The sequence below is a fragment of the Streptomyces sp. TRM68367 genome (assembly GCF_014495685.1).
Lineage (GTDB): Bacteria > Actinomycetota > Actinomycetes > Streptomycetales > Streptomycetaceae > Streptomyces.
The window spans coordinates 61,810-75,393 of sequence record NZ_JACTVI010000008.1 but is presented as its reverse complement, the minus strand read 5'-3'; the positions used below and the strand labels follow the sequence as shown (position 1 = coordinate 75,393).

Sequence of the window (13,584 nt, the reverse complement as noted above, 5' to 3'; positions counted from 1 at the left end):
CAGAAGATGGGGCTACGGGCGTGCCGAGGCGGACGTGAGCGGTGTCGGAGTCCCACGAGACGGCAGCAGGGCAGCCTCACGGGAGTCGAACCCTCACGTCCGCGACACGCACAACCGGTGCAGATCAGGAGGGGGCATCGCCGGAGGCGGTGCGTGGGGTTGGGCCGTGACGGCCGCGTGGGAACAGGACGTCACCGTCGGCAGACCGGTCAGTACAGGGCCCGGCTGAACGTCGTGTCCGAGGGTGGCCTTGGGCGCCGTGCACTGCTTCTCGGCCATCGGGCAATGCACGCTGTCTCCGGCCGCGTCGGTCGCCATCGCAGGCGCTGCCGCCTGCGCGCCCGTTTCGACGTGCGTCAGGCCGCTGGCCGCGGCCGGAGCGGCCCTCTCCATCGCGGCCATCGAGGAGGGCATCGCCATCGCGGGGCGGGCCAGCCCGGCCAGACAAAGCAGGACAGCGCACGTAAGCAGCGCCCCGGACCAGGCCCGGAGCGGCATCAGCACGCGTCGCGACATGCGCGTCATGCTAAGGCACGGCTACCGGCCGCCTGCTGTGAACACACCGGTCGGCTCTGTCGCTCGCTTGCCCTGAGACGGCAGCATTTTTCATGCCTGGCGCATGCTGCGCAGGAGGGCGTGCGCCGCCCTGCGGCCCGGTGTGCCGGCGATGCCGCCGACGGGCGCGGTGCCCGCTCCAGAGATGACAAGTCCGCGGATCGGTGTGGTGTGGGCGCTGAGGGCGCGCGTGGGGCGCAGGAGGCCGACCTGGTCCAGGCTGACGCCGACGTACATCGGATGCGCGCCCGGCCAGCGCAGCTCGCGGGCCATGTGCTCGGGCGTGCGGATCGTCCGGTTCACCACCGTGTCCGTGAAGCCCGGGGCCCGTTTCTCGACGGTGTCGACCATCCGGTCGGCGAACGCCGCCGCGGCGTTCGCCCAGCCGCCGGGCACCTGGTGGGGCGCGGTCGGGCAGGCCAGGTAGACGGTGTGGTGGCCGGGCGGTGCCAAACTGCTGTCGAGTGCGCTGGGGGTGAAGGCGTAGGTCGGCACCGGGTCCTCAGGCAGGCGTCGTGCGTTCGCCTGGGCGAAGCCGTCCGCGAGGGAGTCGACGCTGTCCACGAAGGACTGCAGGCCGTTCCAGTCCCCTGGCCGGGCCCGCGCGTACCCGGGCAGTGCCGTCGTGGCCAGCAGCACGAGCATCTGGACGGCGTTGCCCCGCCGCGTCGCGCGCAGCGCGTCCGCGACGGGCCCGGTCAGCGGCGGGTCGAGCAGCTCAAGCAGCGCGATCCGGGGGTCGATCGCGGTGAGGACGGCGTCGGTGGTCAGGCGGTCGCCCGATTCCAGCACCACCCCCGTCACGCGGCTGCCGGTGCGCGTGATGCGCTCGACCGCCGCGCCGGTGCGCCACTGCCCGCCGTAACTCTCCAGCCGCTTGGCGAGTGCGTCGATGAGTCCCTGTGACCCGCCGACGGCGTGCCACTGCCCGACCTGGTGATAGAACGCCTGCCACAGGCCGAACAGCGCGCTGCCGGGTTCGTCCGGCGAGGCCGAGGCGTGCGCGGCGAAGGCCGACACCGGCGCTCGTACGAGCTCGCTGCCCAGCCGTTCTTGCAGCACGCGGCCGTACGGCTGCAGGAGCAGCCCGGCGAGCCCGACCGGTCCGCCGTTGCGCGCCAGCGCCTGCACGCCGGCGATCATGTGGCGCGGCAGTCGCCGCAGTTGCCGCGCCCGCCCATAGCCGCCCAGGCCGACGCGCATGGCGGTGATGACCGGCATGGCCTCGTCCATCCAGTCCGCGTAGCGGCGGGCCTCGGCGGGGTCGGCTTCGGCGATCGAGGCGACGGTCCGCTCGATGCTGCGGTGGAACCGCACGATCGTGCCGTCGGTGAAGACCGCGATGGAGAACGGGTCCATCTCGCGGTATTCCAAGCCTGCCTCGCGCAGCCCGAGGTCAGTGACGACGTCGGTCGCGTTGATGATGTTGTGTGCGGCGGAGTGGGTGTTGAAGTGGAAGCCCGGTGCCGGCTCGTCGGTACGCGAACCACCGCCGAGCTTGCCGGCCTGCTCCAGTACCAACACCTCGGCTCCCGCCCGCGCGAGATAGCAGGCGGCCACCAGCCCGTTGTGGCCTCCACCGACGACAGCAACGCGCACGTGCACCTCCGCGAGCCTCGGGCATCGCGGGTACCCCCAGAGCCGAACGGACACTCGCGCCGCTGCCACCCGCCGCACCCGGCCACTTGGCCGCAGACGGAGTCCTCGGCGCGAGGCCTGGCGAGTGGGACACGCCGGGCAAACGGGCGAATTACCGCGCCTGGCCGAGACTGCCCCCGAGTTGGGAGGTATCTGGCTTTCGACCTCTTCGCAGATCGGAGCATCCATGAACCCCCCGATACCCCTGGGTCGCCTGTGCGCGGCCACGCTGATGGCCGCCGGCCTGGCCCTCGTCGGCGCGCCCGCCGCTGTCGCGGACGGTGACACAGGGTTCAGCGAGAAGGAGTTCCTCTCCTCGGCCGTCGACCACCACTTCGGCGGAGTGCACATGGCCGAGATGTGTGTGGACAAGGCGACGCGGGCGGATCTGCGGGGTCTGTGCGGGCGGATCAAGGACACCCAGTCCGAGGACATCACCCGGATGCGGTCCTGGCTGAAGACCTGGTACGGAACGGATGAGACGCCGAGCATGCCCCGGATGTCTCAGCCCATGATGGAGATGATGAACAAGCTGCCCAGCTTGACCGGCCGCACGTTCGATGTGGAGATGTCCCGGCATTTCGTCCACCACCACAGCATGTTCCTGCCCAGGGCGGACAAGTGCCGCAAGCAGGCCGCTCACGGCGAGCTGCGTGCGATGTGCGATGCGATGTACGAAACCCAGTCGCGGGAGATCGCTCAGTTCGAGGCGGTCATCGCCGGACGGCCGGTCACGGTCGACACCGGCCACGGCGCTCTGGCCACAGGGGACACGGACAACCGGACCGACGGCAACGCCGGATGGTTGGCTGCGGCCGGGGCGGCTGCGGCACTGGTGGTCACCCGGCTCACCCGGCGACTGCGCCGCCGCTGAGAGCAAGGGCCGGAGCGTTGAGCGGGCGCGCCGCGCGCACCGTCTGGGCGTTGGCGGCCATGTGGGTGTGGGTGGCCGTTCTCCCGGCCGCCGGCATCCCGGCGCCTCCTGCTGGCCGGGTGTCTGCGCCGGTTCCGCCGGGGCCGACCTCCTCAGCTGCTCTTGGCACGGTGCGGACGCCTGGTACGGCGCCGGTCCGCCTGACGCTTGCCGCGGTGTCGCTCAATGCCGCTGTGCTTCCGGTCGAGCTCGGTGCCGACGGCCGTCTTGGCGTGCCCGAGGACGGGCGCTCGGCGGGCTGGTGGAAGGACACGGCACCGCCGGGCAGCAGGCGGGGAACCACCGTCATCGCCGGGCACGTGGACACCCGCCGCGGGGCTGCCGTCTTCGCCCCCCTCATCCGAGCCAGGACCGGTGATCTTGCCCAGGTCACCACCGCCGCGGCCACGTTCAGCTACCGGGTACGGGCGGTCACGGTACGCCGGGGCGACGCGCTGCCGACGGAACTGTTCCGTACCGGCGGCCCGCCCCGCCTGGTACTGATCACCTGCACCGGGCCCTACCAGCCGGGCAGCGGCTACCGTGACCGGCTCTACATTGACGCACGCGAATCGGCCCGGCCGTGACCGGTAAGACAGACTGCCCAGCCTCCGGGTCCTCTGGCATCAGGGCCCCTCGGCCTCGATGCCTTCGATGATGGGAAGGAAACCCCGGTAGGTCAGGGGGCCGATGGCAATGGCCGCCACGGTTCCGGCTTTGTCCAGGACGTAGGTGGTGGGCACAGCGCGCGGAGCGAACTGCTTGAAGCCCAACAGGGTACGGCTATTGGTGTCATAGATGCTGGGGTAGGGGACGCCGTAATCCTCCTCGAAGGCTTTCGCCGACGACTTGTTGTCCCGGATGTTGACGCCGAGGAACCGCACCCCCAGCGGCTCGGTCTTCTCGGCGAGGCGGACCAGTTCCGGGGCCTCCTTGCGGCACGGCGCACACCACGAGCCCCAGACGTTGATCACGACGACATGGCCGCGCAGGTCGGCGATGTCGATGTGCTCGCCGTCCAGGGTGGTGCCCTTGAGAGCGGGGGCAAGGGTGCGTTCGCCAGGTTCGAAGTACTGCGAGGAGCTGCCCTTCGCCGCGCTCAGCGTTCCGTCGCCGCCCTGCTTGTTCTGGGTGGCGCCGCACGCGGTCAGCGTGCCGGCGGCCACGGTCAGCAGACCGGTCAGGACCAGGCGCCGCGACGGCCCGGCCGGGCGGGGGACGGCGCCGGGCCGTCGCGGAGGGCGGAGGTATTGGCGAGATCGGGGCGGGATGTTCAGCGTGACTCATCCTTGTCCAGCCGCACGGAATGCGCGGAGCGCAGGTCCAGATCGTGGTGGAGCAGCTGGACCTCCTCACGCAGCCGTTTGATCTCCGCATCCGTGCGGTCGGACTCAGCGGTCTCCGCGGTGGTGTGGCAGGACGGCCGGCCGGCCTGTGTCTGCTGCGGCATCATGTGGCAGCCGCGGCCCTGGCGCATCGGCCGGATGCAGAAGAAGTACGTCAGGGCGATGGCGACCGCCGCCAGCAGCGGCGGCAGGAGGGTACCGGTCATCGTGCACGCTCCTCGGCCGACGCCTCGGGCTGCCCGTCCAGCTTGGTGCGCAGGGCGTCGACCTCCTTGCGCAGCGCGGCGACTTCCTGCTCGCGCGGATCGGCGCTGAAGCCCGCGTTTCCGGTGGTCTTGTTCTGACCGGCAGGGGTACCGCCGCGCTGGCGGTTGGCCCGCATCATGAACCACATCATCAGGCCCATGCCGACGGGGCAGGCAAGCACGGCCAGAGCGTAGAAAGCGTCCATCACGGTCTCCTTAAGGTTCTTTACGAGGTGGGGCTGGTCGGGGTGGGGCCGATGGTCGTCGCTGCCTTGAGGGCGCGGCGCAGGCGGCGTTCGGAGAGACGGCCGTAGGAGAAGGGCTCGCCGTTCAGGAGGACGCCGGGGGCGAAGAGCACTCCGGCCTCGGCTCCGAGGCGGCGGCCTTCCTCGCTGGTCAGGTCGATCTCGGTGATGTCCAGGGGGTGGTCGGCGCCGGCCTTCGCCAGGACCGTCTTGGCGTGCTCGCACAGGGCGCAGTCGGCCTGGGTGAGCACAGTGATCCGGTGCGAGGTGGTCATGTCTGCCGTCCCGCATTCAGGTCGGCCAGCAGTTTGTCGACGGCGACATACATGGTGTAGTCCGGGGCGCCGCCGTAGTCCGCACGCCACTGAATCGTGCCGTCGGGCCCGACCAGGATGAAGCTGTGGCCGTTCTTGGAGGTGCCCATCATCCCGTACTCGTTGGTGGTGTAGGTCTTGGAGACCTTCAGGTCCGGGTCGGAGAGCACCGGGGTGGTGATGCCGTCGTCCTTGACCTTGCGCTCGACCAGGCCGGCCGGGTCCGTGGTGATGGACAGCATGGAGTCGACGCCGGCGGCCTTTACCTTCTTCTCTGCCTTTTCCAGGTCGGTGATCTGGTCCCAGCACGGCTGGCAGCCCAGCCCCTCCTGGAAGTACAGCAGCACCGTCTCGCCGCGGTGGTCGGCGAGGCTTTCCGTTCCGCCCGCGCTGGAGGCGAGCGTGAAGCCGGGCGCGGTCTGGCCGATGCCGGGGCTGCCGACGTCGTAGCCTGCGGCAGGGGCCTGTTCGGCCTGCCGGAAGATGACGTACAAGCCCGCCGTGACGGCCATGACGACCGCGGCGACCAGGGCAGTGACGCGCAGCCGCCGCCTGCGGGCCTGCCGCTGCTGCGCGTGCTCGCGCAGCAGCTGGGCCTTTTCGCGACGGGCGGCCTTGGCGGCGCCCTTGGTACCGGGCTTGGGCCCGGGGCGGGTGTCAGCGGCCATCGGTGGGGGCCTCCATCGTGGTGGTGCGGCCTGGGGTCGCGACGGGTGTCGCGGCCGCAGGGACGGATGCGGTGTCAGCGCCGAGCTCCGTACAGCAGGCGGAGTCCCTGGCGCGGGAAGCGGGACGCGCGGTCTCGGTGGCGGGAGTTCCGGCACCGCTGGGCCCGGTGCCCGGGGCGGGGCGCAGGGCGCGGCGGATCAGCAGCGCCAGCACGGCCGCGGCGGTCAGGGCCACGGCCCAGCCCGGCAGCCAGGCCAGCGCGTCGGTGACGCGGGAGGCGGCATGGTCCAGGTCGGCGGCCAGCCGCACCCGCCAGCCCGAGACGGACATGTCCGGGCCCTTCAGGGCGAGCGCCGTCGTGAGCACGCCCATGCCCAGCAGCAGGCCGCCCGCCAGCAGATCGCCCAGCGGCACACTGCGCCGCCAGGACCCGGCCCGTAGCCGTACCCGGCGGCTCTCCAGCAGCCGGGCCGGTCTGCGGTGCCCGCGCTCCCAGGCCAGGGCGATCACGACCAGCGGGGCCACCATGCCCAGCACATAGACCAGCCCGATGCCCAGCGCCGCCGGGAAGGAGCCGCTGGCCCCGGACAGCACGGCCACCCCGGCCAGCACCGGCGCGCAGCAGGCGCTGGCGATCCCGGAGAACGCCCCCAGTCCGTACGCGGCACCGAACCCGCCGCCCCTCCGCGCTGTCCTCCCGGAGGGCATCGGCAGCTTCGGCCGCCACCCGGCCAGCACCGCAAACCCACCGGCCAGCATCAGCGCACCGCCGGTCAGATACACCCACAGGTGATACCGCTGGAGCACGGAGGAGACCGCGGCGGCGCCCAGCCCGATCGGCACGATCACGGTGGCCACCCCGGCACCGAACGCCAGGGTCGCGGCCACCACCCGGCCCCGGGAGCGGAACCCGGTGGCGAAGTACGCCGGCAGCATCACCGAGATACAGCACGGCGCCAGCAGCGCCACCGTCCCGCCGAGGAACGACGCCAGCAGCGTCGTCCCGAACAGCACCTCACTCATCCACGGGCCCTTTCCGGCAGACCACAGGCACGACCGCAGCCACCGACGCAGCCGCGATCACCTATGCAGGTTAGGACCTAAGTTACATAGGAGATAGAGTGCGTGTCGACCGACAGCCCGAACCGCGGCCCCAGTGGCGGCACCCGCCGCATGCCCGAGCAGATAGGGGCCCGTCCCCCGTGGAAAGGCAGCGTCTTGTCCGTCGACATCAGCCAGGTGGTCGGCTCCGGCTCCCTCTTCCTGGCCGCGCCCATCGCGCTGGCCGCCGGAGCGATCACCGTCGCCTCACCCTGCTGCCTGCCCCTGGTCCCGGGCTACCTCTCCTACACCACCGGCATGACCGCCGCCGACGCCCACGCCCAGCAGACTGCTCCCGGTGGCCGGGCCCGAGGCCGGGCGCTGCTGGGCACCGCGCTGTTCGTCCTCGGCTTCGCCGCCGTTTTCACCGCCTACGGCGCCCTGTTCGGCTCGGTCAGCACCCTGCTCCTGGCCCACCAGGACACCGTCATCCGCGTCCTGGGCGTGCTCACCATCGCGCTGGGCCTGATGTTCATGGGCATCCTGGAGCGCATCCCGCTGCTCTCGCGCACCTTCAAGCCGCGGTTCACCCCGCGCGCCGGGCTCGCCGGGGCTCCACTGCTCGGGGTGATGTTCGGCATCGGCTGGACCCCCTGCATCGGCCCCACCCTCGCCGCAGTCCTCTCCCTCTCCCTGACCACCGGCTCCGCCTCGCGCGGCGCCTTCCTCGCCTTCCTCTACGCCGTCGGTGTCGGCATACCGTTCCTGCTGTTCACGCTTGCCCTCGGCAGGAGCATGCGCGCCTTCGCCTTCGCCCGCCGCCACACCCGCACCGTGCTCCGCGTCGGCGGTGCCCTCCTTGTGGCTGTCGGCATCGCCCAGGTCTCGGGCCTTTGGACCCTGATGATCTACGAGATGCAGATCTGGATCAGCGGCTACGAACTCCCCTTGTGAACCGCCCCGGGCGCCGAGCGTCACCTGGCGCCCCTGCTCCGAACCGCCTTAGGTGTTACGTTGGCCAGAGGGCGCCGACAGCAGCCGATCCCCAGCCAGGAGCTGAGAGGAATGTGCGACATGATGGGAACGATGGGCCCCTGGATGATGATCCTTTGGCTGGTCATCGCCCTGGCGGTGCTCGGCCTCGCGGTCGCCGGGGCAGTGTGGCTCGTGCGCTCACGCACCAGCACTCCCAGCCGCTCCGAACTGCCCGGCCGACCGGATCCCGCCCAAGAGGAACTGCGCCAGCAGTACGCCGCAGGCAAGATCGGTCGCGAGGAATACCTCCAGCGCAAGATCGACCTGGAGTAGTAGTTCCGCCCCGTCACGGCCGGCCCAATGCATCAGAGCCCCACCGCAGCGACGACTGCCGGTGTGGCGATCTTGTCACCGAGTCACCACCCTGCATGACCCGCCCCGACATACCGAGTAACAGCACTGCGAGGATCTCCCTGATGGCGCCCTACCGCCGCCCCGTTCTGGCTGCCACAGCCATCCTGCTCACGGCCACGCTGACCGCCTGCGCGAACGGCTCCGCCACCTCGGGCTCCGAGGAACCGTCCGCCTCCGGAGCAGCTGCTGCTGTCAGCCACATCCACGGGCTCGGCATCGACCCAGCCGACGGCCGCCTGTACGTCGCCACGCACGAAGGCGTGTTCGCCGTGGAGGACGACGGCGCCCACAAGCGGGTCAGCGACACCGCCGACTACATGGGCTTCACCGTCGCCGGTCCCAACACCTTCCTCGGCAGCGGCCACCCGGCCGAAGGTAGCGGCGACCACGCCAACCGCGGCCTGATCAAGAGCACCGACGCCGGCAAGACCTGGAAGACCCTCTCCTTGGGCGGGGAAGCCGACTTCCACGCTCTGGAGTACGCCCACAACACCATCTACGGCTACGACAGCACAAACGGCCTGCTGCGCGTCAGCAAGGACGGCGAGAAGTGGGACAACCGCGCCGAACTCGCCGCACTGGACATCGCCGTCAGCCCCAACGACCCCGACGTCCTGCTGGCCACCACCCAGAACGGCATCGCCAAGAGCACCGACGGCGGCGAAACCTTCAACGCGGGCACCGAACCCGTGATGGCCTTCCTCTCCTGGGCCAAGCCGAACGCGCTGTACGGAATCGACCCTGCCGGAGGACTCCACCGCAGCGCCGACGGCGGCATCACCTGGAAGAAGGCAGGTAACGTACCCGGCGGGCAGCCTCAGGCTCTGACCGCCGTCGACGCGGACCGCATTCTGGCCGCCACTCAGGACGGCGTCTACGAATCCCGGAACGGTGGCAAGACCTTCGCCCAGCGTTTGCCGGTGTCCGTATCCGCAGAACACTGAACCCGGCCGGATCGCGACAAGGGCAGACCGGTCGGTGGCGGCTTTTCTCGGCGTGGCGAGGTGTGGTCAGGGTGTACAACAAGCCGGGTGTTCTTCGCCCGTCGGCGCACCGCAGGCCCGCGTCCCGAGCGGCGGCCACCGGCGACGGCGACCGCGGGTCACCTCTCGCTGTCAGTCCTGGTTGTCGGGGATGCGGGCGCAACAGGTCAGGGCGGTGGCGTTGTCCGCTGCCAGCGAGCGGGCCAGCACGATCAGGTCGGCCACGCGTGGGTCGCCGACGGAGTAGCGCAGCTTCTTGCCGTCGCGGCGGGCGGTGACGTAGCCGCAGTCGGTGAGACATGACAGGTGTACCGACACCCGCGACTGGGAGATACAGGCGTACTCGACGCAGTCGGCCGAGGTGCGCTCGCCGCGAAGGATGTACTCCAGGAGCTTGAGACGGGTGGGGTCCGCCAGCGCACGGAAGAACCTCGCCACCGTGTCCAGATGGGTACACGGCACCTCGTGCGCGCCCTCTGCGGCCGAGCGTGCGGGAGCAGTGACGTGATCGGGCATGCGGGCCTCCACGACTGGAACTATCCGCTTAACCGAATAGTATGGCTCCATCGAACTATTCGGTAAAGCGCATAGGAACGGTTCCGGTCCTGCGGACCTGGGCCCCGCGGAGGAGGTGCTGAGGTGAGCACAGCGGAGAACGGTTACGACCTGGCGGTCATCGGCTCCGGCGGGGGTGCGTTCGCCGCCGCGATCGCCGCGCGGCGCAAGGGCCGCTCAGTGGTGATGGTCGAGCGCGCCACCACCGGCGGCACGTGCGTGAACACCGGCTGCGTGCCCTCCAAGGCGCTGCTGGCTGCCGCGGAATCCCGCCGCAATGCCCTGGAGGCCCACCGCTTCCCCGGCATCCGTACCGAGGCCGGCCCGGTGGACTTCGACGCGCTGATCGACGGCAAGGACAAGCTGGTCCAGGAGATGCGGGCGGAGAAGTACACGGACCTGGCCGCCGAGTACGGCTGGGAGGTACTGCCCGGCACCGCCCGTTTCGCCGGCGACTGGGACAACCCTGTGCTGGAGGTCGCCCTGGCCGATGGCGACCGCCGCCGGATCGAGGCCGCCCACTACCTCATCGCCACCGGCTCCGCTCCGTGGGCGCCCCCCATCGACGGGCTCGATGACGCCGGCTACCTGACCTCCACCACCGCGATGGACCTGGACGTACGGCCGGAGAGCCTGCTGGTCCTGGGCGCCGGGTACGTCGGCCTGGAGCAGGCCCAGCTGTTCGCCCGCCTGGGCAGCAACGTCACCGTGGTGGCCCGCAGCCGCCTGACCTCCAGCGAGGAACCCGAAATCTCGGCCGCCCTCGAGGACGTCTTCACCGACGAGGGCATCACCGTCCACACCCACACCCGCATCAGCGCCGTGCGTCGGGAAGCCGACGGGATCCTGGCCACCGCCCGCACCGTCGACGGCCGGGAGCTGGAACTGCGCGCCGCCGAACTATTGGTGGCCACCGGCCGCCGCCCGGTCACCGACGGCCTCAGCCTCGACATGGTCGGGGCCACCACCGGCGAGCGCGGCGAAGTCGTCGTCGATGAACACCTGCGCACGACCAATCCGCGGATCTGGGCGGCCGGTGACGTCACCGGGCACCCCCAGTTCGTCTACGTCGCCTCCGCCCACGGCGCTCTCATCGCCGACAACGCCTTCGATGGCGCGCAGCGCACGCTCGACTACCACCATCTTCCGCGGGTCACCTTCACCACCCCGGCCATCGCCTCCGCCGGGCTCACCGACGCCCAGGCCATCGCCCAGGGCTACACCTGTGACTGCCGCGTGCTGCCGTTGGATTACGTACCCCGTGCGCTGGTCAACCGCGACACCCGCGGCCTGATCAAGCTCGTCGCCGACGCCGGCACCGGCCGCCTGCTGGGTGCGCACGTCCTGGCCGACGGCGCCGGCGATGTGATCGCCACCGCCGTGTATGCGCTGGCCAACCGTATGACCGTGCAGCAGATGGCCGACCTGTGGTGCCCGTATCTGACCATGGCCGAAGGGTTGAAGCTGGCCGCTCAGACCTACACCCGCGATGTGGCCAAGCTGTCCTGCTGTGCCTCCTGAGCAACGCCGGAGGGAGAAAGTGGTGGCGTCGATCAACGGAAGGCAGCGGACGCACCGGATGACGGTCGGGGAGCTGTCCCGCCGCACCGGCGTGCCGGTCAAGACCCTGCGCGAGTACACCGACCTCGGACTGATCTACACCCTGGGCCGCAGCGCATCGAACTACCGGCTGTTCGATACCGACGCCCTGTGGTGCGTGCACTGGGTCGGCGAACTACGCAGCCTGGGCTTGACCGTCGCCGAGATCCGCGAACTGACCACCGCCTGGCAGGGCGGCGACGGCCAGCCGACCGGCCGGCGCCTGGCACAGCTGCTGGACCGCTCCCGCACACGGCTTGAGCAGCGCATCGCCGCCCAGCAGCAGATGCTGCACCGGATCGAGGAATTCAAGTCCGAGCACCAGGCTGATCTGGCGGAGGGCGACTTCTGCTGGGCCGGTGATCCGCGCTGCGCCAGCCGGACTTGACCCTCACCCCGGGGTCAGACCCTACGGTCCCAGGCATCGGACCAACCCCGCCCCCATCGAGGGCCCGGAGGAAGGAACCACCACCGTGGACACCGACACCCGGCAGTTCGCCGACCGCTTCACGACCTCGCTCAGCAACGCCCCCGGCCTGCGGATGTGGCTGGTACGCCCGCTGCAGACGCTCCTCGCAGCCGGACACCCGGTCACCATCGAGCAGCTCGCCGCCCGGGCCGGCCGCCCCGCCCAGGAGATCCGCGAGGCGCTGGCCGCCATGCCCGACACTGAGTACGACGCCGAGGGCCGCATCATCGGCTACGGGCTCACCTTCAACCCCACCCCGCACCGCTACGAGGTGAACGGCCGCACCTTCTACACCTGGTGCGCCCTGGACACCCTGGCCTTCCCCGCCATTCTCGGCCACACCGCCCAGGTCACTTCCCCCTGCAGGGCCACCGGAGAGCCGGTGCGCCTGACCGTGACCCCGGACGGGCCCAGGGAGGTGGAACCGGCCACCGCCGTCGTCTCGCTCGTCACTCCAGACGCGCCCACCTCAGTGCGTATCTCCTTCTGCAACCAGGTTCACTTCTTCACAAGCCCCGACGCCGCCAAGGACTGGCTCACCGAGCACCCTGACGCGAGGGTTCTGCCCGTCGCGGAAGCCTTCGCCGTCGGTCGGCCCATCATCGAGGAGATTCTGGCCAGCGACACCTCGTCCGACTGCTGCTGACCTGTCCATGCGGACGGCCGGGCCGGTGACCCGACACCGCCCGGCCACGGCCCGAGCAGGGCGAGGGATGTTCGGCCCGGTCCGCTTCGGGTACCCGCGAAAGGCCCAACACAGAGGATGGCACGGCCGTGAAAACCACCAACCTGCTCACCGACGCCGCCATCGCCCCGGTCGCCGGATACGTAGCCACGAAGGCAATGGAGCCGGTGAGCATGCAGCTCTACCGGCTCGAATCCGAAGAAGACCGCAAACGGGAGGACGCCGCCCGGCCCGGCCCGCCATTCCAGATCGCCGCCGAGAAGACCCTCGGCCTGCTCGGCATCCACCCTCAGGGGACGGCACGGGAGAAAGCCGGAATGGCCTTCCACTACGGGCTGGCCATCAGTTGGGCACCTGTCTACGCGCTGCTGCGCCGCACCACCGGACTGCACCCCGCCCTCGCGGGAGTGACGACAGGAGCGGCCATGTCCCTGATCGTGGATGAGGGCCTGACCCCGGTGCTCGGCTTCTCCGCCCCCAACCGGGCCTACCCGACGGCCACCCACCTGCGCGGCATCACCGCCCACCTCGTCTACGGCCTGGCTGTCGCCGCCGTCACCGAGACCGCCTGGGCGGTGACCCGCCGCCGTCCCTGACCTCCCACACACCGCAGCCCGGGGCCGGTCGCCGTCGGCTCGCTGGCACACCACTGGAAGACGCCCATCCGGATCGGGCGGGTCAGGCCAGGGAAACCGCACCGTTCCGGCGGATTCTTGCGCAGTGGCAGGGCCAGGGCACCACTGAGCGGTGGCCAGGCCCCGGACGCGGCAGGTTGTCACTCGGCAGCTTCAGGAGACCTTGGTCATCTCCTGGCCGCAGCAGCAGGTCGGATTGCGGTCTCCGCCCTGTCCGGGAGCGGCGCCCTTGGTGACGGTGACCTCACAGCCGCAGCTGTCGTCCGGGCAGCGGTAGACCTCGCCCTCGCGGAACGGCATCCC

The 13,584-nt window shown here is 70.6% G+C and carries 19 protein-coding genes; 9 read left to right on the top strand and 10 right to left on the bottom strand.

Annotation, left to right across the window (positions count from 1 at the left end):
* Positions 1 to 93: 93 nt before the first annotated feature.
* Positions 94 to 516 (bottom strand): hypothetical protein, encoded by a 423-nt coding sequence (locus H8R17_RS08550; RefSeq protein WP_187822535.1) that lies wholly within the window; start codon positions 514 to 516, stop codon positions 94 to 96.
* A gap of 90 nt (positions 517 to 606) precedes the next feature.
* Positions 607 to 2,154, bottom strand: coding sequence for an NAD(P)/FAD-dependent oxidoreductase (locus H8R17_RS08545; RefSeq protein ID WP_187822534.1), 1,548 nt, complete (start codon positions 2,152 to 2,154; stop codon positions 607 to 609).
* A 226-nt stretch (positions 2,155 to 2,380) separates the two neighbouring features.
* Here H8R17_RS08545 and H8R17_RS08540 point away from each other — a divergent pair, with 226 nt between their 5' ends.
* Both H8R17_RS08540 and H8R17_RS08535 read left to right on the top strand, forming a co-directional pair.
* Positions 2,381 to 3,067 carry a DUF305 domain-containing protein gene (locus H8R17_RS08540; RefSeq protein WP_187822533.1) on the top strand — a complete coding sequence of 229 codons (687 nt, stop codon included), beginning with the start codon at positions 2,381 to 2,383 and terminating at the stop codon, positions 3,065 to 3,067.
* Positions 3,068 to 3,282: 215 nt separating this feature from the next.
* Positions 3,283 to 3,693 carry a class F sortase gene (locus H8R17_RS08535; protein WP_187822532.1) on the top strand — a complete coding sequence of 137 codons (411 nt, stop codon included), beginning with the start codon at positions 3,283 to 3,285 and terminating at the stop codon, positions 3,691 to 3,693.
* A gap of 39 nt (positions 3,694 to 3,732) precedes the next feature.
* On the opposite strand, the gene H8R17_RS08530 is transcribed toward H8R17_RS08535, so the two are convergent.
* From H8R17_RS08530 to H8R17_RS08505, 6 genes are all read right to left on the bottom strand, one after another.
* Positions 3,733 to 4,272: a thioredoxin family protein gene (locus H8R17_RS08530; RefSeq protein ID WP_187822531.1), complete on the bottom strand. Its 540-nt coding sequence runs from the start codon at positions 4,270 to 4,272 to the stop codon at positions 3,733 to 3,735.
* 107 nt (positions 4,273 to 4,379) lie between these two features.
* Positions 4,380 to 4,658: a hypothetical protein gene (locus tag H8R17_RS08525; RefSeq protein WP_187822530.1), complete on the bottom strand. Its 279-nt coding sequence runs from the start codon at positions 4,656 to 4,658 to the stop codon at positions 4,380 to 4,382.
* Positions 4,655 to 4,903, bottom strand: coding sequence for a hypothetical protein (locus H8R17_RS08520; protein ID WP_187822529.1), 249 nt, complete (start codon positions 4,901 to 4,903; stop codon positions 4,655 to 4,657). Before H8R17_RS08520 ends, H8R17_RS08525 begins: the two co-directional genes overlap by 4 nt.
* A gap of 20 nt (positions 4,904 to 4,923) precedes the next feature.
* Positions 4,924 to 5,217, bottom strand: coding sequence for a glutaredoxin family protein (locus H8R17_RS08515; RefSeq protein ID WP_187822528.1), 294 nt, complete (start codon positions 5,215 to 5,217; stop codon positions 4,924 to 4,926).
* Complete coding sequence (locus H8R17_RS08510; RefSeq protein ID WP_187822527.1) at positions 5,214 to 5,924, bottom strand: peroxiredoxin; 711 nt, start codon at positions 5,922 to 5,924, stop codon at positions 5,214 to 5,216. Before H8R17_RS08510 ends, H8R17_RS08515 begins: the two co-directional genes overlap by 4 nt.
* Positions 5,914 to 6,948, bottom strand: a complete 1,035-nt coding sequence (locus H8R17_RS08505) for a cytochrome c biogenesis CcdA family protein (protein ID WP_262505115.1) — start codon at positions 6,946 to 6,948, stop codon at positions 5,914 to 5,916. Before H8R17_RS08505 ends, H8R17_RS08510 begins: the two co-directional genes overlap by 11 nt.
* 102 nt (positions 6,949 to 7,050) lie before the next feature.
* Between H8R17_RS08505 and H8R17_RS08500 the strand changes: the two genes are divergently transcribed.
* The 3 genes from H8R17_RS08500 to H8R17_RS08490 all read left to right on the top strand — a co-directional run bounded on the left by H8R17_RS08500 (position 7,051) and on the right by H8R17_RS08490 (position 9,299).
* Positions 7,051 to 7,920, top strand: coding sequence for a cytochrome c biogenesis protein CcdA (locus H8R17_RS08500; RefSeq protein ID WP_316959346.1), 870 nt, complete (start codon positions 7,051 to 7,053; stop codon positions 7,918 to 7,920).
* A 120-nt stretch (positions 7,921 to 8,040) separates the two neighbouring features.
* Positions 8,041 to 8,274 carry an SHOCT domain-containing protein gene (locus tag H8R17_RS08495; protein WP_223124798.1) on the top strand — a complete coding sequence of 78 codons (234 nt, stop codon included), beginning with the start codon at positions 8,041 to 8,043 and terminating at the stop codon, positions 8,272 to 8,274.
* Positions 8,275 to 8,417: 143 nt separating this feature from the next.
* The gene (locus H8R17_RS08490; RefSeq protein ID WP_187822526.1) at positions 8,418 to 9,299 is read left to right on the top strand and encodes a F510_1955 family glycosylhydrolase; all 882 of its coding nucleotides are present in this window, start codon (positions 8,418 to 8,420) and stop codon (positions 9,297 to 9,299) included.
* Positions 9,300 to 9,470: 171 nt separating this feature from the next.
* On the opposite strand, the gene H8R17_RS08485 is transcribed toward H8R17_RS08490, so the two are convergent.
* Positions 9,471 to 9,854, bottom strand: a complete 384-nt coding sequence (locus tag H8R17_RS08485; protein WP_187822525.1) for a helix-turn-helix transcriptional regulator — start codon at positions 9,852 to 9,854, stop codon at positions 9,471 to 9,473.
* A 123-nt stretch (positions 9,855 to 9,977) separates the two neighbouring features.
* Between H8R17_RS08485 and merA the strand changes: the two genes are divergently transcribed.
* The 4 genes from merA (at position 9,978) to H8R17_RS08465 (ending at position 13,242) form a co-directional block, all read left to right on the top strand.
* Complete coding sequence (merA, locus tag H8R17_RS08480) at positions 9,978 to 11,414, top strand: mercury(II) reductase (protein WP_187822524.1); 1,437 nt, start codon at positions 9,978 to 9,980, stop codon at positions 11,412 to 11,414.
* Positions 11,415 to 11,436: 22 nt separating this feature from the next.
* On the top strand, positions 11,437 to 11,880 hold the full coding sequence (locus tag H8R17_RS08475) for a MerR family transcriptional regulator (RefSeq protein WP_316959345.1): 444 nt from the start codon (positions 11,437 to 11,439) through the stop codon (positions 11,878 to 11,880).
* A gap of 85 nt (positions 11,881 to 11,965) precedes the next feature.
* Positions 11,966 to 12,607, top strand: coding sequence for an organomercurial lyase MerB (gene merB, locus H8R17_RS08470; protein ID WP_187822523.1), 642 nt, complete (start codon positions 11,966 to 11,968; stop codon positions 12,605 to 12,607).
* 128 nt (positions 12,608 to 12,735) lie between these two features.
* A complete protein-coding gene (locus H8R17_RS08465; protein ID WP_187822522.1) occupies positions 12,736 to 13,242 on the top strand; it encodes a DUF1440 domain-containing protein in 507 nt (168 codons plus the stop codon).
* Positions 13,243 to 13,434: 192 nt separating this feature from the next.
* Here H8R17_RS08465 and H8R17_RS08460 read toward each other — a convergent pair whose 3' ends face one another.
* Complete coding sequence (locus tag H8R17_RS08460; protein WP_187822521.1) at positions 13,435 to 13,581, bottom strand: hypothetical protein; 147 nt, start codon at positions 13,579 to 13,581, stop codon at positions 13,435 to 13,437.
* Positions 13,582 to 13,584 lie beyond the last annotated feature (3 nt).